This window comes from Pseudomonas sp. KBS0710 (assembly GCF_005938045.2).
Lineage (GTDB): Bacteria > Pseudomonadota > Gammaproteobacteria > Pseudomonadales > Pseudomonadaceae > Aquipseudomonas.
In genome coordinates this window covers 2,795,567-2,812,553 of record NZ_VCCF02000001.1, presented here as the reverse complement: position 1 = coordinate 2,812,553, position 16,987 = coordinate 2,795,567, and the positions used below count along the sequence as shown (strand labels likewise).

The following is a 16,987-nucleotide window of genomic DNA, read 5'->3' as shown; positions in this document are numbered from 1 at the left end:
GCACAGTGCATCAGGGCTGGTGACGCACTCGATACGCCTGTTGAAATTGGGTTCAGCACTATTTTCATTTTTCTAGGAAAAGTCGTATAGGCGGATTTTTAATTATAGTTAGATTGAATGTTTTCATCGTTCACATATTCTGTGGTGTTATCAGGGGTGTCTATGCAAGTAACTTCGACTGTCAATAAGTTGCAAGCGCTATCGGCAAGCACATTGGGTCATGAAAGTGAGTCGGGCTCGGTAAAGCGGGTAAAGCGTGCTTCGGAGTCGCCAGCGCAATCTGTGTTAAGTTCTGATGAAATGCAGCGATGGCTTGCCACTGCGCGTTTTTATGTCAAGGCCGAAAGGATCAGGAACTCAGACAGTACCGCTTTTACCAGCGGTTATGATTCAGATTTATCGTTAGTTATACCTGGCTATTCACCCTCCATGAGCCAAAGTGAGTTGGAGCAGTTGGGTGCAAATACCGACTTGACGCCAAAGCAATTCGGCGCATTGCAACGAAAAATTGATCGACGGTTAATCGCGACAAGCATGGATTACGTCAAACGATTCAGCCAGGCTATGCCTCAGGAAGGCGCTCAGTTTAGGCCGATATCCCAGGGGTACTACGCCACGCTGGTTGCAGACCTGAGCAGCGGAAAGTGTGCTGGGCTTTCATATGCCATGGCGGCCGCCATTGCACAGGGTAAGCAGCATATCTTTATGGATAATATGTACCGTGCGATGGCCAATCCGTCGGCACCTGAAGCGCAAGCGTTTATCAATACAATTGCAGAACTCCACGCCGATGTAGAGGTCGCAGGCGTTTATTTTGATCCTGCCCATACACGAATGGCTTCTTATTCAACTGTCGTGCCCGAACTGGCCAGCGCAAAAACCTCTAAGACGTTGCTGATGCAAAGCGAAGCCCACGCTTTTTTAGTATCTGTTAGCGTTCATTCAGATAACAATCGTACTTATCACTACTACGACCCTAATGCCGGGCACGTTGAGTTTTCTTCTAAGGAAGCCTTTGAGAAGGGTCTCAAAATTATATTCACAAGTACTAAGTTATCTGACTTTCATACTCGCTTGGAAGGCACTCGGAAAGATCCTCACTTCAGAATTGGTGAGTTTAAACCCGGACGCAGTTCATTCATAGTAGACAACCTCGGGCGCTTTCAAGCGCTGTTCCAACGGCCGTTGAGTGCAAAAGACACTGCACATGAATTGATCGAAAGTCGTTTACTGCCGAGTACTGAAGACTTGCGCAAACAGGTTTCCACGCCGGTCGGCCTGGAGGCGGCCAAACTTGCGAAGGTGTTCGACGGCTTGGACGACGTACACAGTGCCCACGGCATTAAACAATTTGCACGCGCGTGCGAAACACGCGAGTCGATTATCGATTACTTGTCCGGTAATTCGGACTCACCGGCTGCCCCCACGTTGAGGGAGTTGGAGCGCAAGCTAACGCGCGTCATTAGCGAAGCCGCGGCACCGGTTGGCTATCCACTGGTGTTTGAACAGATGGAGTCTCGTCGAGCGGGGCTATCCCAAAAACGCCTGGACCCTGACACCGACATAGACGTGGTCAGGGTGGAAGGCAGGAGACTGGTGTTATCGGTACATGGCCAGGTTGACGAAAAAAACGTCAGTCAGGTTGTCGATGGGCTGGGTGCAGCATTCGCAAAAATCAAGGCCAGCCCGTCCGGGCTCACGGGCTTTGAAGATGGCCCGATCAGGGTCGATATCGCCAAGCCTGGTGCTCAAGCCGAAACTCAACTGTTCCTGGGCAAGCCTCCTGTACTGGTGGTCGGCGATGACTTTTTCGCCACGCCTGCGGCCAGCGAAGCAAGCGTCGCGGACCGTGTTGCTCATCAGGCGCGAGACAGTGGTGGCGATTCAACCGCCGCCCGGCAAGCGGCGTTTATGGTAGGTAAATTGGCGGGTCTCTACCAATACAATGTCAATCCTGACTCTTATATGGCGCTGATAAACAGTAAACAGTCGGTCAATGAAGTCGGTGCAAAGCTTGGCACATTGGCAAGCCGCAGCCCCAAGGACTTTGTTGACGAGGCGTTCACCGCGCGTATCTACGATGGAGCGCTGGACAGCGATGTTGACTCATTGAGAACAACGCTTTTGCAGCCCAAGCCTGTTGCCGCGGCGACTGTGTCAACTCCGGCGCGACCCTCGGTTGCAAATTCAGTCGCAGCCACTGTCGACAATCAAACAGTGGAGCGCCTGCGGCAGCTTGATGCTACGCAACCGCCGCTGCGTGTCGGTGAAGCTGAAATCAGCCGTGTTGACCTGTACAAAATGGGCGCTCGTGTTCAGGGTAAGCCGATCGAGAATGCGTTGGCTAACGACCCGGATGGCAAGAGGCTGGCCGGCAAGTTACAAATCGATTACGGCTGTTTTGAGGCGTATGTAAAAGGCACTACGCCCGAAGTCGGTGAGCGAGTCACGGAGATTGTCGCTGAAATCGCGATTCAGCGAGGGCCTGGAGCCCCACCCTTGATGCGCGACGATGGTGTCAAGCGCCTTCCCACTTCGCTGGAAGCACAATTAGGCGATTTGCCTATGCATCACGAGGCAATAAAGGCGCTTTCCAAAAACAAGATATCTGTTCCTGGCAACTTTTTTTCTGCTCCAGTAGCCGGCCAGTCAAGCGGGGCAACTACTTCTGGCGGGCTTGGTTTTCAAGCCTTCAGTACTTTTCAAGGGTTGCGCAGCTCCATAGAAGCCCTGCAGCGTGGCGACACCACGCTCGGCGGTATAGGCCTTGGCGCCGTGACCAGCGACTATGTCGGCATGGGTATTGAAATAGGTATGAACAAGCTGGCGCAGAAGGCTGTCGTCAATGCCGCACCGACAGTAATCGGCTTCCGGTCTTCCAGTATCGGAAAGATAATTGGCAAGGCCGGCGAAGGCGTCGGCGTGGTCATCAGTATTCCTTTTGACGCCTACAACGCCGTCGACTCGTTTAAAAAAGCCGGTAGTAGCACAGGTAAAGAGGCCCAGGATCACTATGTCAATGGTGCTTTCGCAGTCACCAATGCCGCCACTTCAATCGCCCTGGGCGCTGCCTTTATGGCCAATGCAAGTAACACCGGTCCGGTGGGTCTGGCCATTGCCGGGGTTTTGATGGCTTCTCAAGCGATCTATTCGGCGGTGCGCACCGTTGAAGATATTGATACACATACTCCACTCACGGGTGGGCAAAAATTCAATGTCGGCCTGAAATCATTTTTAGGGTTTGAACCGGGTTTCAGCGTTATCAAACCCTACTTGGAAGCAAAATACGCCAAGGAGTATGTGACGCAAAACAAGGCCCGTTATGAAGAATTTTTGCAAGGCGAGGGCAAGGAGCATTTTGAGCGCGTTGTATTTGGGTCTGCTGACGTAGAGGTCACAAAGGTGCCGGGGAAGGTCCCGCTGACCCCTAGACTCTGGTGGAATATCTCCAGCTTGCTGTTGAACCTGATCAACGTGCCAGGCCAAGTGGCGCAGGCCCGCGTAACGGGCGGCAACGACCATATTGCAAGCCCTTACAAGTCCTGGAACGACAAGCCGGTCAACGCAGTGGAAGGCGAGCAAGGGTCAACCAAGGCGACGCTTTGGGATTTGGGTGATGGCGATGATTGGGCCACTGGTATGGAAAATAAACCTAACTTTTTCCTGTTGGGCGGCGGCAAAAAAGGTATTAACGGCGGTGAAGCGGACGATACGGTTGTGTTTAACGCCGATGCGCGTCAGGTACTGGAACAAGCTCAACAAGTTCTTGCAACCGAGAACGCAGGCTTCAGCCCGCGGCAAACCTCACTCGAGGGTGGTGGTGGCCATAACACACTGACGTTTTCCGGCCCCTTGAGCACGACCTATACCGAGGGCGGTGCGCAAAAAACAGCGCAATACCTGGGGCATGTCATCAACCTGAAAACCAATACCGTTTCGATAAAAACGGAGAATTCGAACACGCATGGGGTTAAAAAAATCGCCCATGTCCAGTCGTTCTCCAATGTCGTTACGGTTGAAAAGGGCGAAAGCGTTGTTCAAGGTAACGACGAGAACAATCTATTTACGCTCAATGGAGATAACGATGTCCTTTACACCGGCAAGGGCACAAACGTTATCGTAGTAAATGGCGGCGCCGATGTTTTTGGAGAGGGTGGGTCCAATACCTACATCATTAACAAGAACTACATGGGTGTGACCATCACAGACCCGAGCCCCAGTGTTGTCAGGCTGGACTATAGCGCTGCGCAAGTCTCTGGCTGGAATGTTTCATCGTCAGGGGATTTGTCTGTAAACCTGATCGGTGAAACGGACCAACACCTGCAAAAAATTGTGATCAAGAACGCGTTTTCCGATGACTCTAACGGCGATAAAGCCTTGGTGACATTTATCACCAACGATGGCGTAATGATGACCATCAACGCCCCGCGCCAAGCGGGCTCATCCAGCCGTGTCGTGCAAGTGAGCAGCTTGAAAGTCGAGGCGCCCAAGGCGTGAAAAGGGCTGACGGGCACCGTGACGGTGCCCGTCGGTTTCAGCGGTTGCGCAAGCTGCGTTCCATGCGCTGCAAACCCTCTTCGAGCATCGATCGTGGGCAACCGAAGTTCAGGCGCACGAATTGCTGACTGTCATCGCCGAACTCAATGCCTGCGCTCAGACCGACCTTGGCCTGCTCCAGGAAGAACTGCTGCGGGTCGGCAAGGCCCAGGGCGCTGCAATCGAGCCAGGCCAGGTAGGTGCCTTGTGGCGCGTGCATCACCACGCCGGGCAAACGGGTTTGCACGGCGTGCAGCAGGTAGTCACGGTTGGCTTGCAGGTACTGCACCAGCGCATCCAGCCATTCGCTGCACTGGCTGTAGGCCGCGCGGGTAGCTTCCAGGCCCAACGGGCTGACGCTGTCGACCATGCCGCAACGGGCATTGTTGAAGCGCTCGCGCACCTCGGCATTCTGCACCACGGCAAAGCAGGTCTTCAGGCCGGCGACGTTATAGGCCTTGCTCGCGGACATCAGGGTGATGGTGCGTTGGGCGATCTCGGGGCTGAGGCTGGCGGTGGGAATATGGCGACGGCCGTCAAAGCACAGCTCGGCATGGATTTCGTCACTGATGATCAGTGCACCGTTTTCCACGCAGGCGTTGGCCACGGCCAACAGTTCTTCACGGGTAAAGACCTTGCCCACGGGGTTGTGCGGGTTGCTCAGCAGCAGCGCACCGGCACCCTCCAGCGCCTGGCGCATGGCGCGCATGGGCGTGAGGTACTCGCCATTGATCAACTCAAACGGCACTTCGATACGCGGCAGGTTCCAGTGGCCGGGTGCCAGGCGGATCGGCCGGTAGTTCGGGGTTTGCAGCACCACGGGTTGGCCAGGTTGTACGAACGCGTGCAGGGCCATATTGAAGCCGGGCTCGACGCCGGGCAGGAACAGCAACTCTTCAGGCTGCACGCGCCAGGCGTACTTGGCCCACAGGTCTGCGATGATCGCTTCACGCACATCCGCGCCCGCCACGCTGTAGCCGAGGACCTGCTGGTCGAGACGCGCATGCAGGGCTTGCAGTACGGCGGGTGGCGCGGCGATATCCATGTCGGCGATCCACATCGGCAGAACGTCTTGCGGGTAACGGTTCCACTTGGTGCTGCCGGTGCCTTGGCGGGGGTGGATCGTGTCGAAATCAAAGCTCATGGGTGGCTCGTATCAGGGAGGCAGGTGCAAGAATGGCGCTGATTCTAGCGCCATTAATTTTATAGGCCAGTGCTGATTGTCGCCGACAGTTGCCGGTGTGCCTGCTCTACCGCCCGGGCGACCGCTTCTTCACCCCTCACCATGGCGCCCAGATACACAAAATCTACCGAGTGGATCCCCACCGTAGAGAGGATGGTGGTCATGTAAGGTGTAAGAAAGTCCGGCTCATGCCCCTTGCGCGCATTGCCGCTGCTGACCAGCACGAAGGTGCGCCGGTCCTTGAGCAGGCCGACTTTTTCGAACTGCGCATTGATGGTGAAGCTGCGATGAATGCGCACCACATGGTCGATCCAGATCTTGAGCGCTGCCGGTACGGTGAAGTTGTGCACCGGCGTGCAGACGATCAACAGGTCGCAGGCTTCCAGTTCGACGATCAGTTGTTCCGACAACGCCGTGGCGCTGCCACTCAAGCCGCCAGGGGTGGTGAGTGCGTTCGCGTATTCACGGGTCAGCGGCGCCAGCGCCTGGCTGCCGTAGTCGCGCTCGATGACGTCGGCGCCAGGCACCAGGTCGTTGAGCAAGGCACGGGCCAGCTTGAAGGTCTGTGCGGCCTTGCCGTGGGGGCTGAAACTGAGGAGCAGGGCGCGGGTCATTGGTTCAGGTCCTGGGTAAAGTGCATGCCTCGCGGTAGCAGGCCTTGGCGGAAGTAGAAGCGCTGGGCCAGGGCCATATGCAGGCCGGTGTCCAGCACCAGGTAACGATAACCCCGTGCGCGGGTTTCTGCGCGGACCCGGTCGAGCAACTGCTCGCCCAGGCGGCGGCGCTGCAGGGTGGCGTCCACCACCAGGTCATCGACGTAGATAAACTCGCCGTACAGGGTGTTTTCGGTCAGGCGGTAGCCAGCCAGGCCAACGACCTTGCCGTGTTCACGCGCGGCCAGCAGGTGATAGCCGTTCTGACGCTGGCGCTGAACCTGCGCGGCGAAACTGGCGGCGTCGGTCAGGTGCGGGCGCAGTTGCTGCATCACCGCAAAGCTTGCAACGCAGTCGGCCTCGGTTTCCATTAAAGCGAATTCGATGGGCTCACTGGTCATTGAGGTTCTCCAGGTGCGCCTTGATCGCCGCGGGTACTTTGCGAAAGCTGATGGCCACGCGGTTCAAGGCGTTCATCAAGGAAATGGCCAGGGTCAGGTCGGCGATTTCCTTTTCGTTGAACACCGCAGCCACGGCGGCGTAATCGGCGTCCGGTACGTGGGTTTGCGCCACCTGGGTGACCACTTCGGCCCAGGCCAGGGCGGCTTGTTCACGCACGGTGAACAGCGGCAAGGCTTCATGCCAGGCGGCCAGCAGCATGATCTTTTCCAGGCTCACGCCTTGCTTGAGCAGGTCGCGGGAATGGGAATCCAGGCAGTAGGCACAGCCATTGAGTTGCGAAACCCGCAGGTACACCAGTTCAATCAGTTCTTTTTCCAGGCCACAGCCATGTACATAGCTGTGCACGGCGCCCAGGGCCTTGTAACCAGCAGGGGCGGCGTTGCCGTAATCGAGACGGTGCTTCATGGGGGATCCTTGGGTTGCGTTAAGAGATGCGCCATTTTCGGTGGTGGCAGGGTCGCTCGACAGGGGCATGATTGGACAAGTGGGTTGGGACATGATCAGACTCCACCTTGTCGTCCTGCCGAGCCCCTTGTGATGTCGTCATTGCCCAAATATCAGGAAATCTACCGCCGCTTCCGCCTGGCCATCGACCAGGGCCAACTCGGCCCCGGTGATCGGGTGCCGTCGGTGCGCAGCCTGGCGCTGGAACTCAAGATCGCCCGCGGGACCGTGGAGGCGGCTTACCAGTTGCTGGTCAGCGAGGGTTTTTTCGAGGCGCGTGGGCAGGCGGGCACCGTGATTGCGCGGACATTGCCACAGGTGGCAATGAAGCCCCAGCCGCCCGCACCGCCGCCGACATCGGCGCCGCCGGCCTTGCAAATGGGCCAGCCGGCGCTGGATGCCTTCCCGCGCAAGCTCTGGGCGCGGTTGGTTACCCAGCAGGTACGCCGCACTGACGCCGACAGCCTGGCCATGGGCGATGTGCGCGGCGCCCAGGCATTGCGCGTGGCGATTGCCAGTTATCTCGCGTTGTACCGGGGCGTGGAGTGTACGCCCCAGCAGGTGTTTATCTGTTCGGGCTATGCCGGCTCGCTGACGCTGTTGTGCGATGCACTGCAAATGGCCGGGCAGCGCTGCTGGTACGAAGACCCGGGCTATGTGCATGCACGGCAGTTGTTGATTCATCAAGGGGTTGAACTGGTGCCCGTACCGGTCGACCGTGACGGGCTGGATGTTGAGCAGGGCATCCATCGAGATCGGCAAGCACGGCTGGCAATTGTGACGCCGGCCCACCAGAGCCCGCTGGGTGTGGCGTTGAGCCTGACGCGGCGCCAGGCCTTGCTGGCCTGGGCGCACGCGCAGGGCAGTTGGGTGCTGGAGGATGATTACGACAGTGAGTTTCGCTACCAGGGCCAGCCATTGGCGGCGCTCAAGAGCCAGGATATGCACGACCGAGTGATCCATGCCGGGAGCTTCAGCAAAATGCTGTTTCCGGGCTTGCGCCTGGGCTATCTGGTGGTGCCGGCAGCCTTGGTGGAGGTGTTTGGGCGCAGCGCCGAGGCCTTGCAGCAGCGCGGTGCGCAGTTGTTGCAATTGACCGCAGCGGATTTTCTCGAGCAGGGCCACTTCACCCGGCATTTGAAGAAGATGCGCCAGTTGTATGCGCTGCGAAGGGGCTTTTTGGTGACGGCGCTGCAACTGCATTGCGCGGATTTTTTACGCGTGGATGAACAGGCCGGGGGGATTAATTTGTTGGCGCGGTTGCTGGTGCCTGTTGCGGATCGCGTGGTTGCCGAAGCCGCCAATGAGGCGGGGCTGGCGGTTAACGCCTTGTCGTCTTGGACCCTTGAGCCGGGAGGTGGGCAGGGGTTGTTGATGGGCTTTACCAATGTGGCGACGGCGGAACAGGCCAATGATCTGGCAGTGAAGCTGCTGCAGATACTGCAGGCATGTCAAAAACCAAATGTGGGAGCGGGCTTGCTCGCGAAAGCGGTACATCAGTCACAAACAGGCTGACTGACCCACCGCTTTCGCGAGCAAGCCCGCTCCCACATTTCCCACATTTAGATCGTGTTCAGCTTTAAACCGTCAGGGTTTGACGGGTGTTGGCAACGTTACAAGGTTGACGTAACCATCCCAGAATTGCTTCTGATCGACCCCAAACACCACCTTGGCTTTTTGCGTGCCCACCGGCGCGTCTTTTTTGTAGCCCAGCGCCCGGCCGTAGTCGGCGCCGAACGTGGCGTCCACATCCACCCACAGGTCGCGAGATTCAGTCACGATCTCCGGGCTCACCAGAAACAGCGCCGGCAAGCTGTCCCAGGTAAAGCTGTGGTAGCTCGGGTCTTTATCGAACAGCGGCCCGAACTCGTGTGTGTAGAGGTCGGCAATCGCGCCTTTGTGGGCTATCACGCGCTGGTACACCGATTTGTCGAAAGTGACTTTCTCGCACACATCGTTGGGGAAAATCACGTGCTCGATGGGTGAGCGCAACACAATCTTCGCGGCCTCCGGGTCGAACCACCAGTTGAATTCCGCCGCCGGCGTGGTGTTGCCCGGAATCTCCAGGGCACCGCCCATGTACACGATGCGCTTGATCAGCGGCACGATGTCAGGCGCCGAGCGAATCGCCAGGGCGATATTGGTCAGCGGGCCGACCGCCAGAATCGTCACCTGGTGCGGGTTGGCCCTGACGCTTTGCACAATGAACTGCGCGGCGGTTTCACTGCGCAGTTGGGTGTGCTTCGCCAGGCCATCCGGTGGCGCAACCAGTTGCGAGGGTGAAGTCGGGCGAGGGTTTTTGAACGCGCCCGGCCAGCCCGAACCAAACAGGGCTTTTTCTGCCGCGTAGGTGGCGTAGTCATGCAGCAACGGGTAGGCGGCGCCGGAGTAGACGCCGACCTGTTTTTCCACGCCCATGCGCTCTACCGCCTTAAGGGCGTCGACTTGCTCCTGGTCGACCCAGGCATTGCCGCTCACCAGCGTCATACCCAGCAGTTGGATGCGTTTTTGCGCGTGCAACTGCGCGAGCATGATAAAGGCCTGGCCGTCATCATTAAGCACGTTGAAGTCGGTGTCGAAGATGACTTTTTCCGGCGCCGGTTGCGCTGCCTGCGCAGTACCGGCACACAGGCCGACGGCGACAAGCAACGCGCAGCTTTTAAGAAAACCTTGCATGGTGATTCATCCGCAAAAAAGTGTTGTTATTAACGGTTCACCAGTTTCGCCGGCAAGGCGATGACCAGGAAGCTGCTGAGGATCAGGCAGCCGGCGAAAAACCACAAGGCACCCGCACTGCTGCCGGTGACGTCGATCGCAACCCCCATTAACGAGTTGCTGACCAGGCCTGCGATATTCGCCACCGAACAGGCCAGGGCAAAGCCGGTCGCTGCTGCGGTGCCTTTGAGGAAGGTTGCCGGCAGGCTGAAAAACACCGGCACGGCGCCGATGATCGCAGCTGACGCGATGGCGAACAGCAACACAGTGGCGACCACGCTATGGGTAAAGAACGTGCTGGTGGCCATGGCCGCTGCGCCGATGAAGAACGGCACGATGATGTGCCAGCGGCGTTCGCGGTGTTTGTCGGAGCTGGCGCCGATCAGCAGCATGCCCAGCAATGCGGCAACGCTGGGCAATGCAGTGAGCACGCCGATGTGGAAGGTGTGGGTCACCCCGGCATTGCGGATGAAGGTCGGCATCCAGAAACCCATGGCATAGGCACTGAGCAGGATCGAGAAGTCGATGCCGCCAAGCATCCACACCTTGAGGTTGAAGAAGCCGTCACGGAAGCTGTGCTTGCTGCCGGTGGCATCGGCTTCGTCCTTGCGCAGTTCGCTTTCCAGCAAGGCTTTTTCTTCGTCCGACAGCCATTTGGCCTGCTGGAAGGAATTGGGCAATGCCCAGAAGGTCAGCACGCCAAGCAGGACGCTGGGCACCGCTTCGATCAGGAACAGCCATTGCCAGCCACGCAGGCCGCCCATGTTGTCGAAGTGACCCATGATCCAGCCCGACAGTGGGCCGCCGATGACGCTGGACAGCGGCAGGCCGATCATGAACAGCGCGATGATGCGCCCGCGTCGGTGCGTCGGGAACCAGGTGGTCAGGTAATACAAGACGCCCGGCAAAAAGCCCGCTTCGGCGGCGCCGAGCAGAAAGCGCAGGATGTAGAACTGGGTGGTGGAGGTGACCAGCATGGTGCAGGCCGAGAGCAGGCCCCAGGTGATCATGATGCGCGCGATCCAGATCTTCGCGCCGACCCGTTCGAGTACCAGGTTGCTGGGCACTTCAAAGATGATATAGCCGACGAAAAACAAGCCGGCACCCAGGCCGAACGCGGTTTCGCTGAAGTGCAACTGGTCGAGCATCTGCAACTTGGCGAAGCCTATGTTGATGCGGTCCAGGTAGGCGGCCAGGTAGCAGAAACACAGGAACGGAATCAGCTTCCAGGTGATCTTGTGGTAGAGCGTGGTAACGGGATCTGCGACCGTGGTCGCGGGCGCTGCATTCGCAATGGGCATTGGCGTGTCTCCTGGCGGTGACTTATGGTTTTTATACAGCCGCTTTTTTCCAGCACTTCGGAGTGCTGTAAAAGCGACGTCCAAAGGCAGTGACAGAAGATTGAGGTGTCCCTGCTGGAGGTGATCAAGTGTGGGAGCGGGCTTGCTCGCGAAAGCGGTGTATCAGGTGCCATCTCTATGACTGACACATTGCCTTCGCGAGCAAGCCCGCTCCCACATTCAATTGCATTCCAAGCTGGGGTGCTCAGTTTTTCCGGACCACGCTCTTTGTCGTGGTTCCTATTGAATCCTTATTGCTCCCTGAACTTGCTCATCGCCTCCTGCTTGCTCACCACGTCGCCATACTTGCTATCAATATCAAACAAGTTGGCTGCATGGGGCGCCGGGTGTCGGTCGCCGACGCATTCGCGTACGACGATGGTGCGAAACCCATGCTGCACCGCATCCACCGCCGTGGCGCGGATGCAGCCGCTGGTGGAGCAGCCGGCCAGCACCACAGTGTCGATGCCTTGGGCGTGCAGCATCGGGGCCAGGCTGCTGCCGAAAAACGCACTGGCGTACTGCTTGGTGATCACCACTTCATCCGCCTGGGGCAACAGCTCGGGGCAGAACGCCGCGAGCGGGTTGCCCTCGACCATGTCTTTCATCACCGGCGCCTTCTTGACCCAGATACCGCCGTCGGCGAAATGGCCGGGATGGTAGCGGATATTGGTGTGCACCACCGTAATCCCGTGCCGGCGAGCAGTGGCCAGCAACTCGACGCTTTCAGCCACGGCCACCACCACTTCGGGGGCATACAGCGGCGCGCCTTCGGTGGTGTAGCCCTGCATAAAGTCAATCATCAGCAGCGCAGATTTTTTGCCGAAGCCGATGCGATTGCCCCAGACGCCCTGATAGTTGGCGTCGGCGGATTGTTCACTCATCACCACACTCCTCAGTAAGCACCGGACAGCAAGGCGCCGGCGCCGGGCACTATAGGCTCCAGGTCCAAGGCCTTGAGCATGGCGTAGGTGGTGGCGATGGCGGCGGTAAGCACCGGTTTGCCGGTTTGCGCTTCAACCTTGGCCACCACCGACAACGACTGCATCTGCACGCAGGCCGACAGCACGATCACGTCGACGCCTTCCAGGTTCATGCCGGCGACGATGGCCGGCAGGTTGGCCGGGTCGTGGCGCGCGACTTCGAGGTTGTCGGGGATCTCCAGGGCGCGCCAGTCCACCACCTCAAAGCCTTCTTCGCGGATGTAGTTCACCACCAGCTCGGTCAGCGGCTTCATGTACGGCGCGACGATGGCGATGCGCTTGGCGCCCATCACTTTCAAGCCTTCGATCAAGGCGCCGGCGCTGGTGATCACCGGGGCGTTGGCGTCGTTGTCAGCGGTGGCTTTGCGCAGGCGTTGTTCGGAGTTGCGGTGGTAACCCAGGCCCATGGCCATGATCGCCACCAGGCACGCATAACCCAGCACGTCGACCTTGGCGTCGGACAGCTCGATGGCGCAGCGGTCGGACTCGCCGTCCATGGCCGCCAGTTCTTCCTTGCGCACCTGCTTCATGCGCATGCGGCTGGAATGGAAGGTAAAACGTTCGGGGCGGATCGCCTGGCGCGCGTTAAGCATCGCCGGGATCTCGGTTTCCATGGTGGTGTTGGAGCTCGGCACGATCTGGCCGATGCGGTAAGGCTTGAGCATGGTGGTTCCCTTATTGTTGTGTGAGGAAGCCGTCGAGGGCGGTAAAAAAGCCCTCGAGGTCATCCCAAGGAATCATGTGCCCTGCGTTCGGCACGCGGGCGACCTGGATAGCCGGTTGCAGGTCCTGGATTTCGGCGATGTCTTCATCCAGGATCACGCCGCCGCGCCCGGCCACCATCAACAGGGCAGGGGCCTGAAGCTTGGGCAGGTGCTGGTGGAAGTCGACCGTGTGGAAGTCATTGAAAGCGCGCACGATGGCGGGCTCATAACAGGTGTGCAGCCATTCGGCGCGCAGTTGCAGTTGCTCGACGGTCCAGGTGGCGCAGAAGGCGCGCATCGCATCAGCGTCCATGCCGACCAGCGATTGGCGAATCGAGTCGACGTACCACGGCAGTTTGCTTGGGTATTCACGCCGGCCGGGGCCGGACACTGGCGGGTCGATCAGCACCACGCGGTTCACGCCTTGGGGGTGCAGGACCGCGCTGTGCACGGCAAACCGTGCGCCCATGGAGTGGCCGACCAGGTGGTAACTGCCCAACTCAAGCGCATCGGCAAACGCGCCAATGTCCTCGGCGCAGGTGTCTGCGCTGTAGTCCAGTTCCGGCCCGGTGGACGACAAACCGCGCCCGCGCACATCCAGCACGTAAGTGTCGAACTGTGCGCCAAGGCGCTCAGCCACAAAACCCCAGGTAATTGCCGGGCTGGTGATGCCCGGGATCAAAATCAGCGCCGGACCTTGGCCGCCGTAGCGCAGGTAGTGCTGGCGAATGCCATTGGCTTGCACATTGGCGCCATACAGAAAGGTACTCACGCGGCCACCCCCGATTTCAGCGCCTGGGCGTACAGGTCATAACCGTAGACCCAGGCCGGGTCTTCCTGGGTGCGCAGCCAGGTGTTGGCGTTGGACACCGCTTGTACGCGGGACGCGCGTTCCTTGCGGTTGGCTTCGTAGAGCTGGAACGCGGTGCGGTAGTCGCTGATGCCGGTTTCCTGCAGGCAACGGGTGAGCATGGCCGCGTCTTCGATGGCCATGCCGGCACCCTGGGCCATATGCGGTTTCATCGGGTGGCAGGCGTCGCCCAGCAACACCAGGCGGCCACGGCTCCACAGCGGCAACGGGTTACGGTTGCGCAACGGCCATTTGGTCACGCTTTCGGTGGACTCGATCAGCGCCTGCACGGTGGGGTGGTAGCCCTTGAAAGCGTCGAACATCTCTTCGCGGCTGCTGTCCACGAACGCGCCCTGGAAGTCCCATTCGGCATGGGGCACGCCGGTCACGTAGTAGTACTCGTCGCGCTTGCCGGTGGTGTAGTAGACCATCATGTGGCGGTCTTCGGTCCACCACTTGATGCAGTCTTCGAACTTGAGGTCGTACTTGGCCAACTGGTCGCCACGGATCAGCGCACGGTGTGCGACCCAGCCGCTGTACAGCGGTTTTTCCACGCCGAGCAGCTCTTCACGGATCTTGGAGTTGATGCCATCGGCGCCGATCACAATGTCGGCGTAGGTGACTTCGCCGTCGGCGAAAGTCAGGCGCACCTGGGTATCGGTTTCTTCGAGGGTTTCCAGGCGTTTGTTGAAGTGCAGGGTGCCGGGTTTGAGCGTCGACATCTGCAACGCGTGCAAGTCGCCACGGTGCACGGTGATGTAGGAGGCGCCGTAGCCGGTCAGTGGAATACGCGAGAGGTAGTCACCGCTTTCGCCGCAACGGCTGAACCAGTGCTCAGGATGCGAGCCCATCAGGTCCAGCTGTTTTTCGATGCCCATGCGGCGGAAGATTTTCATGATGTTAGGCCCCATGTGGATGCCTGCACCCAAGCGGGAAAACTCCGGCGCCTGTTCATAGATATCGACATCGAAACCGGCTTGCTGCAGCAGGGTGGCTGCCGCCGCGCCGCCCAGGCCGGCACCGACGATGGCGATTTTTTGTGTGCTTCCCATGGGGCGTGAACCTCTCTCTTTTTGATTTTTGGCGGCATCTGTCCGCAAGGTTTTTAAAGTGTATACGCTCATTTTTTGAAATGGGAAGCCCGCTTTTACAAATTTGTTTTTTGGCCGCATTTATCATGTGTAACGGTTTTTGGCCTTTATCTGTGGGGCTTGTGTGAATTGGTAACGTTTTGGTGCGCCACTTGCAGTTCGTCTGCAAATCGGGTCTTATCGTTGTTAATTGGCGTATACGCTATAAAAATGCACTGGAGTGAAGCGCGGTGCTTGAACTTGGTGCAGCCCCACAGGAGACAGGAAAATGCCGGTAAGCGATTGCGAACTGACCCAGATGTTTGAGCACGTGTTGAAACTGTCGAAGGTCGACCCGACCCAGAGCGTCGCCGTGCTCAAGAGCCATTATTCCGACCCGCGCACTGTGCGTGCTGCGATGGACGCGGCGCAGCGCCTGGGGGCCAAGGTGTATGCGGTGGAGCTGCCGTCGTTCAACCACCCCAAGGCCATGGGCAACGACATGACCGCCTACTGCGGCGACACCGCGCTCACCGGCAATATCGCGGCCCAGCGCGCGTTGGAGGCCGCCGACCTGATCGTCGACACCATGATGCTGCTGCACTCGCCGGAGCAGGAGCAGATCCTCAAGACCGGCACGCGCATTCTGTTGGCCGTGGAGCCGCCCGAGGTGCTGGCGCGCATGCTGCCCACCGAAGCCGACAAGGTGCGCGTGCTGGCGGCCGAGCAGTTGCTGAAAAAGGCGCGCTCGATTCACGTCAAGTCCCGCGCCGGCAGTGATTTCCGCGCAGCATTAGGGCAATACCCGTCGGTAACCGAGTACGGGTTTGCCGATGAACCTGGGCGCTGGGACCATTGGCCGAGTGGTTTCCTGTTCTCCTGGCCCAACGAAGAAACCGCCGAGGGCGTGCTGGTGCTGGATATCGGCGACATCCTGCTGCCGTTCAAGACCTACACCCGCGAGAAAATCACCCTGGAGATCGAGAAGGGCTTTATCACCAGGATCCACGGTGGTTTCGAGGCCGAGTACCTGCGCGATTACATGAAGTATTTCAATGATCCGGAGGTGTACGGCATCTCTCATATCGGTTGGGGCTTGCAGCCCAAGGCGCAGTGGACGGCCATGGGCTTGCACGACAAAAACGACGGCATGTGCATGGATGCGCGGGCGTTCTACGGCAACTTCCTGTTCTCCACCGGGCCGAACACTGAAGTGGGCGGCACGCGCAAGACGCCGTGCCATATGGATATTCCGCTGCGTAATTGTGATGTGTATCTGGATGATGAGGCGGTGGTGATTGGCGGCGATGTCGTCGCACCACCAGCCTCCCTGGCACACTAAAGAGCCAAATGTGGGAGCGGGCTTGCTCGCGAATGCGGTGTGTCAGTCACCGAAGATGTTGACTGAAAAGACGCATTCGCGAGCAAGCCCGCTCCCACAATGTGAATGTGTTTCTTCAGCTGGATCCTTGAGTGATTCGCACATCCCCGCCATCATGCCCACCATCGCCAATCACCCACCGAGCCACGCCGTGCCTGATTCCTACGTTTTCTCTGAACAAGTTGGCCACCTGCTGCGCAAGGCCTACCAGCGCCACTTGGCGATCTTTCAGCAGAATGTCGGCGATTCACAGCTCACCGCCGTGCAGTTCGTGACCCTGTGTGCGCTGCGCGATCAGGGTGCGAGTTCGCTCACCGAACTGGTCAAGGCCACGGCCGTCGACCAGGCGACCATTCGCGGTATCGTCGAGCGGCTCAAGGCCAAGGAACTGATTAGCCTGGAGCCGGACCCCCAGGACAAGCGCAAAGTGGTGGTTGACCTGTCGCCAGCCGGCGCCGAACTGGTCGCGCAAACCGCGCCGCGGGCTGCGCAGATCAGCGAGCTGACCATGAGCAACCTCAACCCCGCAGAGCGGGTGGCGGTGCTGTTTCTGCTGCGCAAGATGATCGACGACCCGCAGGAATAAACCGGCGCTGGCATCGTTTTTGCTCTGAGTTCATGTAGTAGTCACTTCACGTGTCAAGTGTGTCGCGAGGCCCCAATTGC

Annotated in this window: 14 protein-coding genes; 4 read left to right on the top strand and 10 right to left on the bottom strand. The window is 58.9% G+C overall.

Going from position 1 to position 16,987, the window contains the following annotated elements:
- Positions 1-162: 162 nt before the first annotated feature.
- A complete protein-coding gene (locus FFI16_RS12790; protein ID WP_138817524.1) occupies positions 163-4,497 on the top strand; it encodes a hypothetical protein in 4,335 nt (1,444 codons plus the stop codon).
- Positions 4,498-4,534: 37 nt separating this feature from the next.
- Here the strand turns inward: FFI16_RS12790 and FFI16_RS12785 are convergent, their stop codons facing one another.
- From FFI16_RS12785 to FFI16_RS12770, 4 genes are read right to left on the bottom strand one after another with little or no spacing between them, the layout of a single operon-like run.
- Positions 4,535-5,680 (bottom strand): MalY/PatB family protein, encoded by a 1,146-nt coding sequence (locus FFI16_RS12785; protein ID WP_138817525.1) that lies wholly within the window; start codon positions 5,678-5,680, stop codon positions 4,535-4,537.
- Between the two features lie 59 nt (positions 5,681-5,739).
- Positions 5,740-6,333 (bottom strand): FMN-dependent NADH-azoreductase, encoded by a 594-nt coding sequence (locus FFI16_RS12780; RefSeq protein ID WP_138817526.1) that lies wholly within the window; start codon positions 6,331-6,333, stop codon positions 5,740-5,742.
- Positions 6,330-6,773, bottom strand: coding sequence for a GNAT family N-acetyltransferase (locus FFI16_RS12775; RefSeq protein ID WP_138817527.1), 444 nt, complete (start codon positions 6,771-6,773; stop codon positions 6,330-6,332). Before FFI16_RS12775 ends, FFI16_RS12780 begins: the two co-directional genes overlap by 4 nt.
- Entirely contained in the window at positions 6,763-7,239 is a 477-nt protein-coding gene (locus FFI16_RS12770; RefSeq protein WP_138817528.1) for a carboxymuconolactone decarboxylase family protein, read from the bottom strand. The genes FFI16_RS12775 and FFI16_RS12770 overlap by 11 nt, the downstream gene beginning before the upstream one ends.
- 132 nt (positions 7,240-7,371) lie before the next feature.
- Here FFI16_RS12770 and FFI16_RS12765 point away from each other — a divergent pair, with 132 nt between their 5' ends.
- Positions 7,372-8,793 carry a PLP-dependent aminotransferase family protein gene (locus FFI16_RS12765; RefSeq protein ID WP_138817529.1) on the top strand — a complete coding sequence of 474 codons (1,422 nt, stop codon included), beginning with the start codon at positions 7,372-7,374 and terminating at the stop codon, positions 8,791-8,793.
- Between the two features lie 72 nt (positions 8,794-8,865).
- On the opposite strand, the gene FFI16_RS12760 is transcribed toward FFI16_RS12765, so the two are convergent.
- From FFI16_RS12760 to FFI16_RS12735, 6 genes are all read right to left on the bottom strand, one after another.
- Positions 8,866-9,954, bottom strand: coding sequence for a nucleoside hydrolase (locus FFI16_RS12760; protein ID WP_138817530.1), 1,089 nt, complete (start codon positions 9,952-9,954; stop codon positions 8,866-8,868).
- Between the two features lie 29 nt (positions 9,955-9,983).
- Complete coding sequence (locus FFI16_RS12755; protein ID WP_138817531.1) at positions 9,984-11,294, bottom strand: MFS transporter; 1,311 nt, start codon at positions 11,292-11,294, stop codon at positions 9,984-9,986.
- 290 nt (positions 11,295-11,584) lie between these two features.
- Positions 11,585-12,217, bottom strand: a complete 633-nt coding sequence (locus FFI16_RS12750; protein WP_138817532.1) for an N-carbamoylsarcosine amidohydrolase — start codon at positions 12,215-12,217, stop codon at positions 11,585-11,587.
- Positions 12,218-12,228: 11 nt separating this feature from the next.
- The gene (locus FFI16_RS12745) at positions 12,229-12,981 is read right to left on the bottom strand and encodes an Asp/Glu racemase (RefSeq protein ID WP_138817533.1); all 753 of its coding nucleotides are present in this window, start codon (positions 12,979-12,981) and stop codon (positions 12,229-12,231) included.
- 10 nt (positions 12,982-12,991) lie between these two features.
- Complete coding sequence (locus FFI16_RS12740) at positions 12,992-13,792, bottom strand: alpha/beta fold hydrolase (protein WP_138817534.1); 801 nt, start codon at positions 13,790-13,792, stop codon at positions 12,992-12,994.
- Positions 13,789-14,922 carry an FAD-dependent monooxygenase gene (locus tag FFI16_RS12735; protein WP_138817535.1) on the bottom strand — a complete coding sequence of 378 codons (1,134 nt, stop codon included), beginning with the start codon at positions 14,920-14,922 and terminating at the stop codon, positions 13,789-13,791. Before FFI16_RS12735 ends, FFI16_RS12740 begins: the two co-directional genes overlap by 4 nt.
- A 307-nt stretch (positions 14,923-15,229) precedes the next feature.
- Here FFI16_RS12735 and FFI16_RS12730 point away from each other — a divergent pair, with 307 nt between their 5' ends.
- Together FFI16_RS12730 and FFI16_RS12725 are read left to right on the top strand one after the other, a co-directional pair.
- Positions 15,230-16,282: a 2,5-dihydroxypyridine 5,6-dioxygenase gene (locus FFI16_RS12730; protein ID WP_138817536.1), complete on the top strand. Its 1,053-nt coding sequence runs from the start codon at positions 15,230-15,232 to the stop codon at positions 16,280-16,282.
- 190 nt (positions 16,283-16,472) lie between these two features.
- On the top strand, positions 16,473-16,907 hold the full coding sequence (locus tag FFI16_RS12725) for a MarR family winged helix-turn-helix transcriptional regulator (RefSeq protein WP_138817769.1): 435 nt from the start codon (positions 16,473-16,475) through the stop codon (positions 16,905-16,907).
- Positions 16,908-16,987 lie beyond the last annotated feature (80 nt).

Bases quoted from the DNA above. Each gene is read 5' to 3' on its own strand.
- FFI16_RS12750 (WP_138817532.1), bottom strand. From the start codon at position 12,217: ATGAGTGAACAATCCGCCGACGCCAACTATCAGGGCGTCTGGGGCAAT.
- FFI16_RS12735 (WP_138817535.1), bottom strand. From the start codon at position 14,922: ATGGGAAGCACACAAAAAATCGCCATCGTCGGTGCCGGCCTGGGCGGC.
- FFI16_RS12790 (WP_138817524.1), top strand. From the start codon at position 163: ATGCAAGTAACTTCGACTGTCAATAAGTTGCAAGCGCTATCGGCAAGC.
- FFI16_RS12730 (WP_138817536.1), top strand. From the start codon at position 15,230: ATGCCGGTAAGCGATTGCGAACTGACCCAGATGTTTGAGCACGTGTTG.
- FFI16_RS12745 (WP_138817533.1), bottom strand. From the start codon at position 12,981: ATGCTCAAGCCTTACCGCATCGGCCAGATCGTGCCGAGCTCCAACACC.
- FFI16_RS12785 (WP_138817525.1), bottom strand. From the start codon at position 5,680: ATGAGCTTTGATTTCGACACGATCCACCCCCGCCAAGGCACCGGCAGC.
- FFI16_RS12780 (WP_138817526.1), bottom strand. From the start codon at position 6,333: ATGACCCGCGCCCTGCTCCTCAGTTTCAGCCCCCACGGCAAGGCCGCA.
- FFI16_RS12755 (WP_138817531.1), bottom strand. From the start codon at position 11,294: ATGCCCATTGCGAATGCAGCGCCCGCGACCACGGTCGCAGATCCCGTT.
- FFI16_RS12760 (WP_138817530.1), bottom strand. From the start codon at position 9,954: ATGCAAGGTTTTCTTAAAAGCTGCGCGTTGCTTGTCGCCGTCGGCCTG.
- FFI16_RS12775 (WP_138817527.1), bottom strand. From the start codon at position 6,773: ATGACCAGTGAGCCCATCGAATTCGCTTTAATGGAAACCGAGGCCGAC.
- FFI16_RS12770 (WP_138817528.1), bottom strand. From the start codon at position 7,239: ATGAAGCACCGTCTCGATTACGGCAACGCCGCCCCTGCTGGTTACAAG.
- FFI16_RS12765 (WP_138817529.1), top strand. From the start codon at position 7,372: ATGTCGTCATTGCCCAAATATCAGGAAATCTACCGCCGCTTCCGCCTG.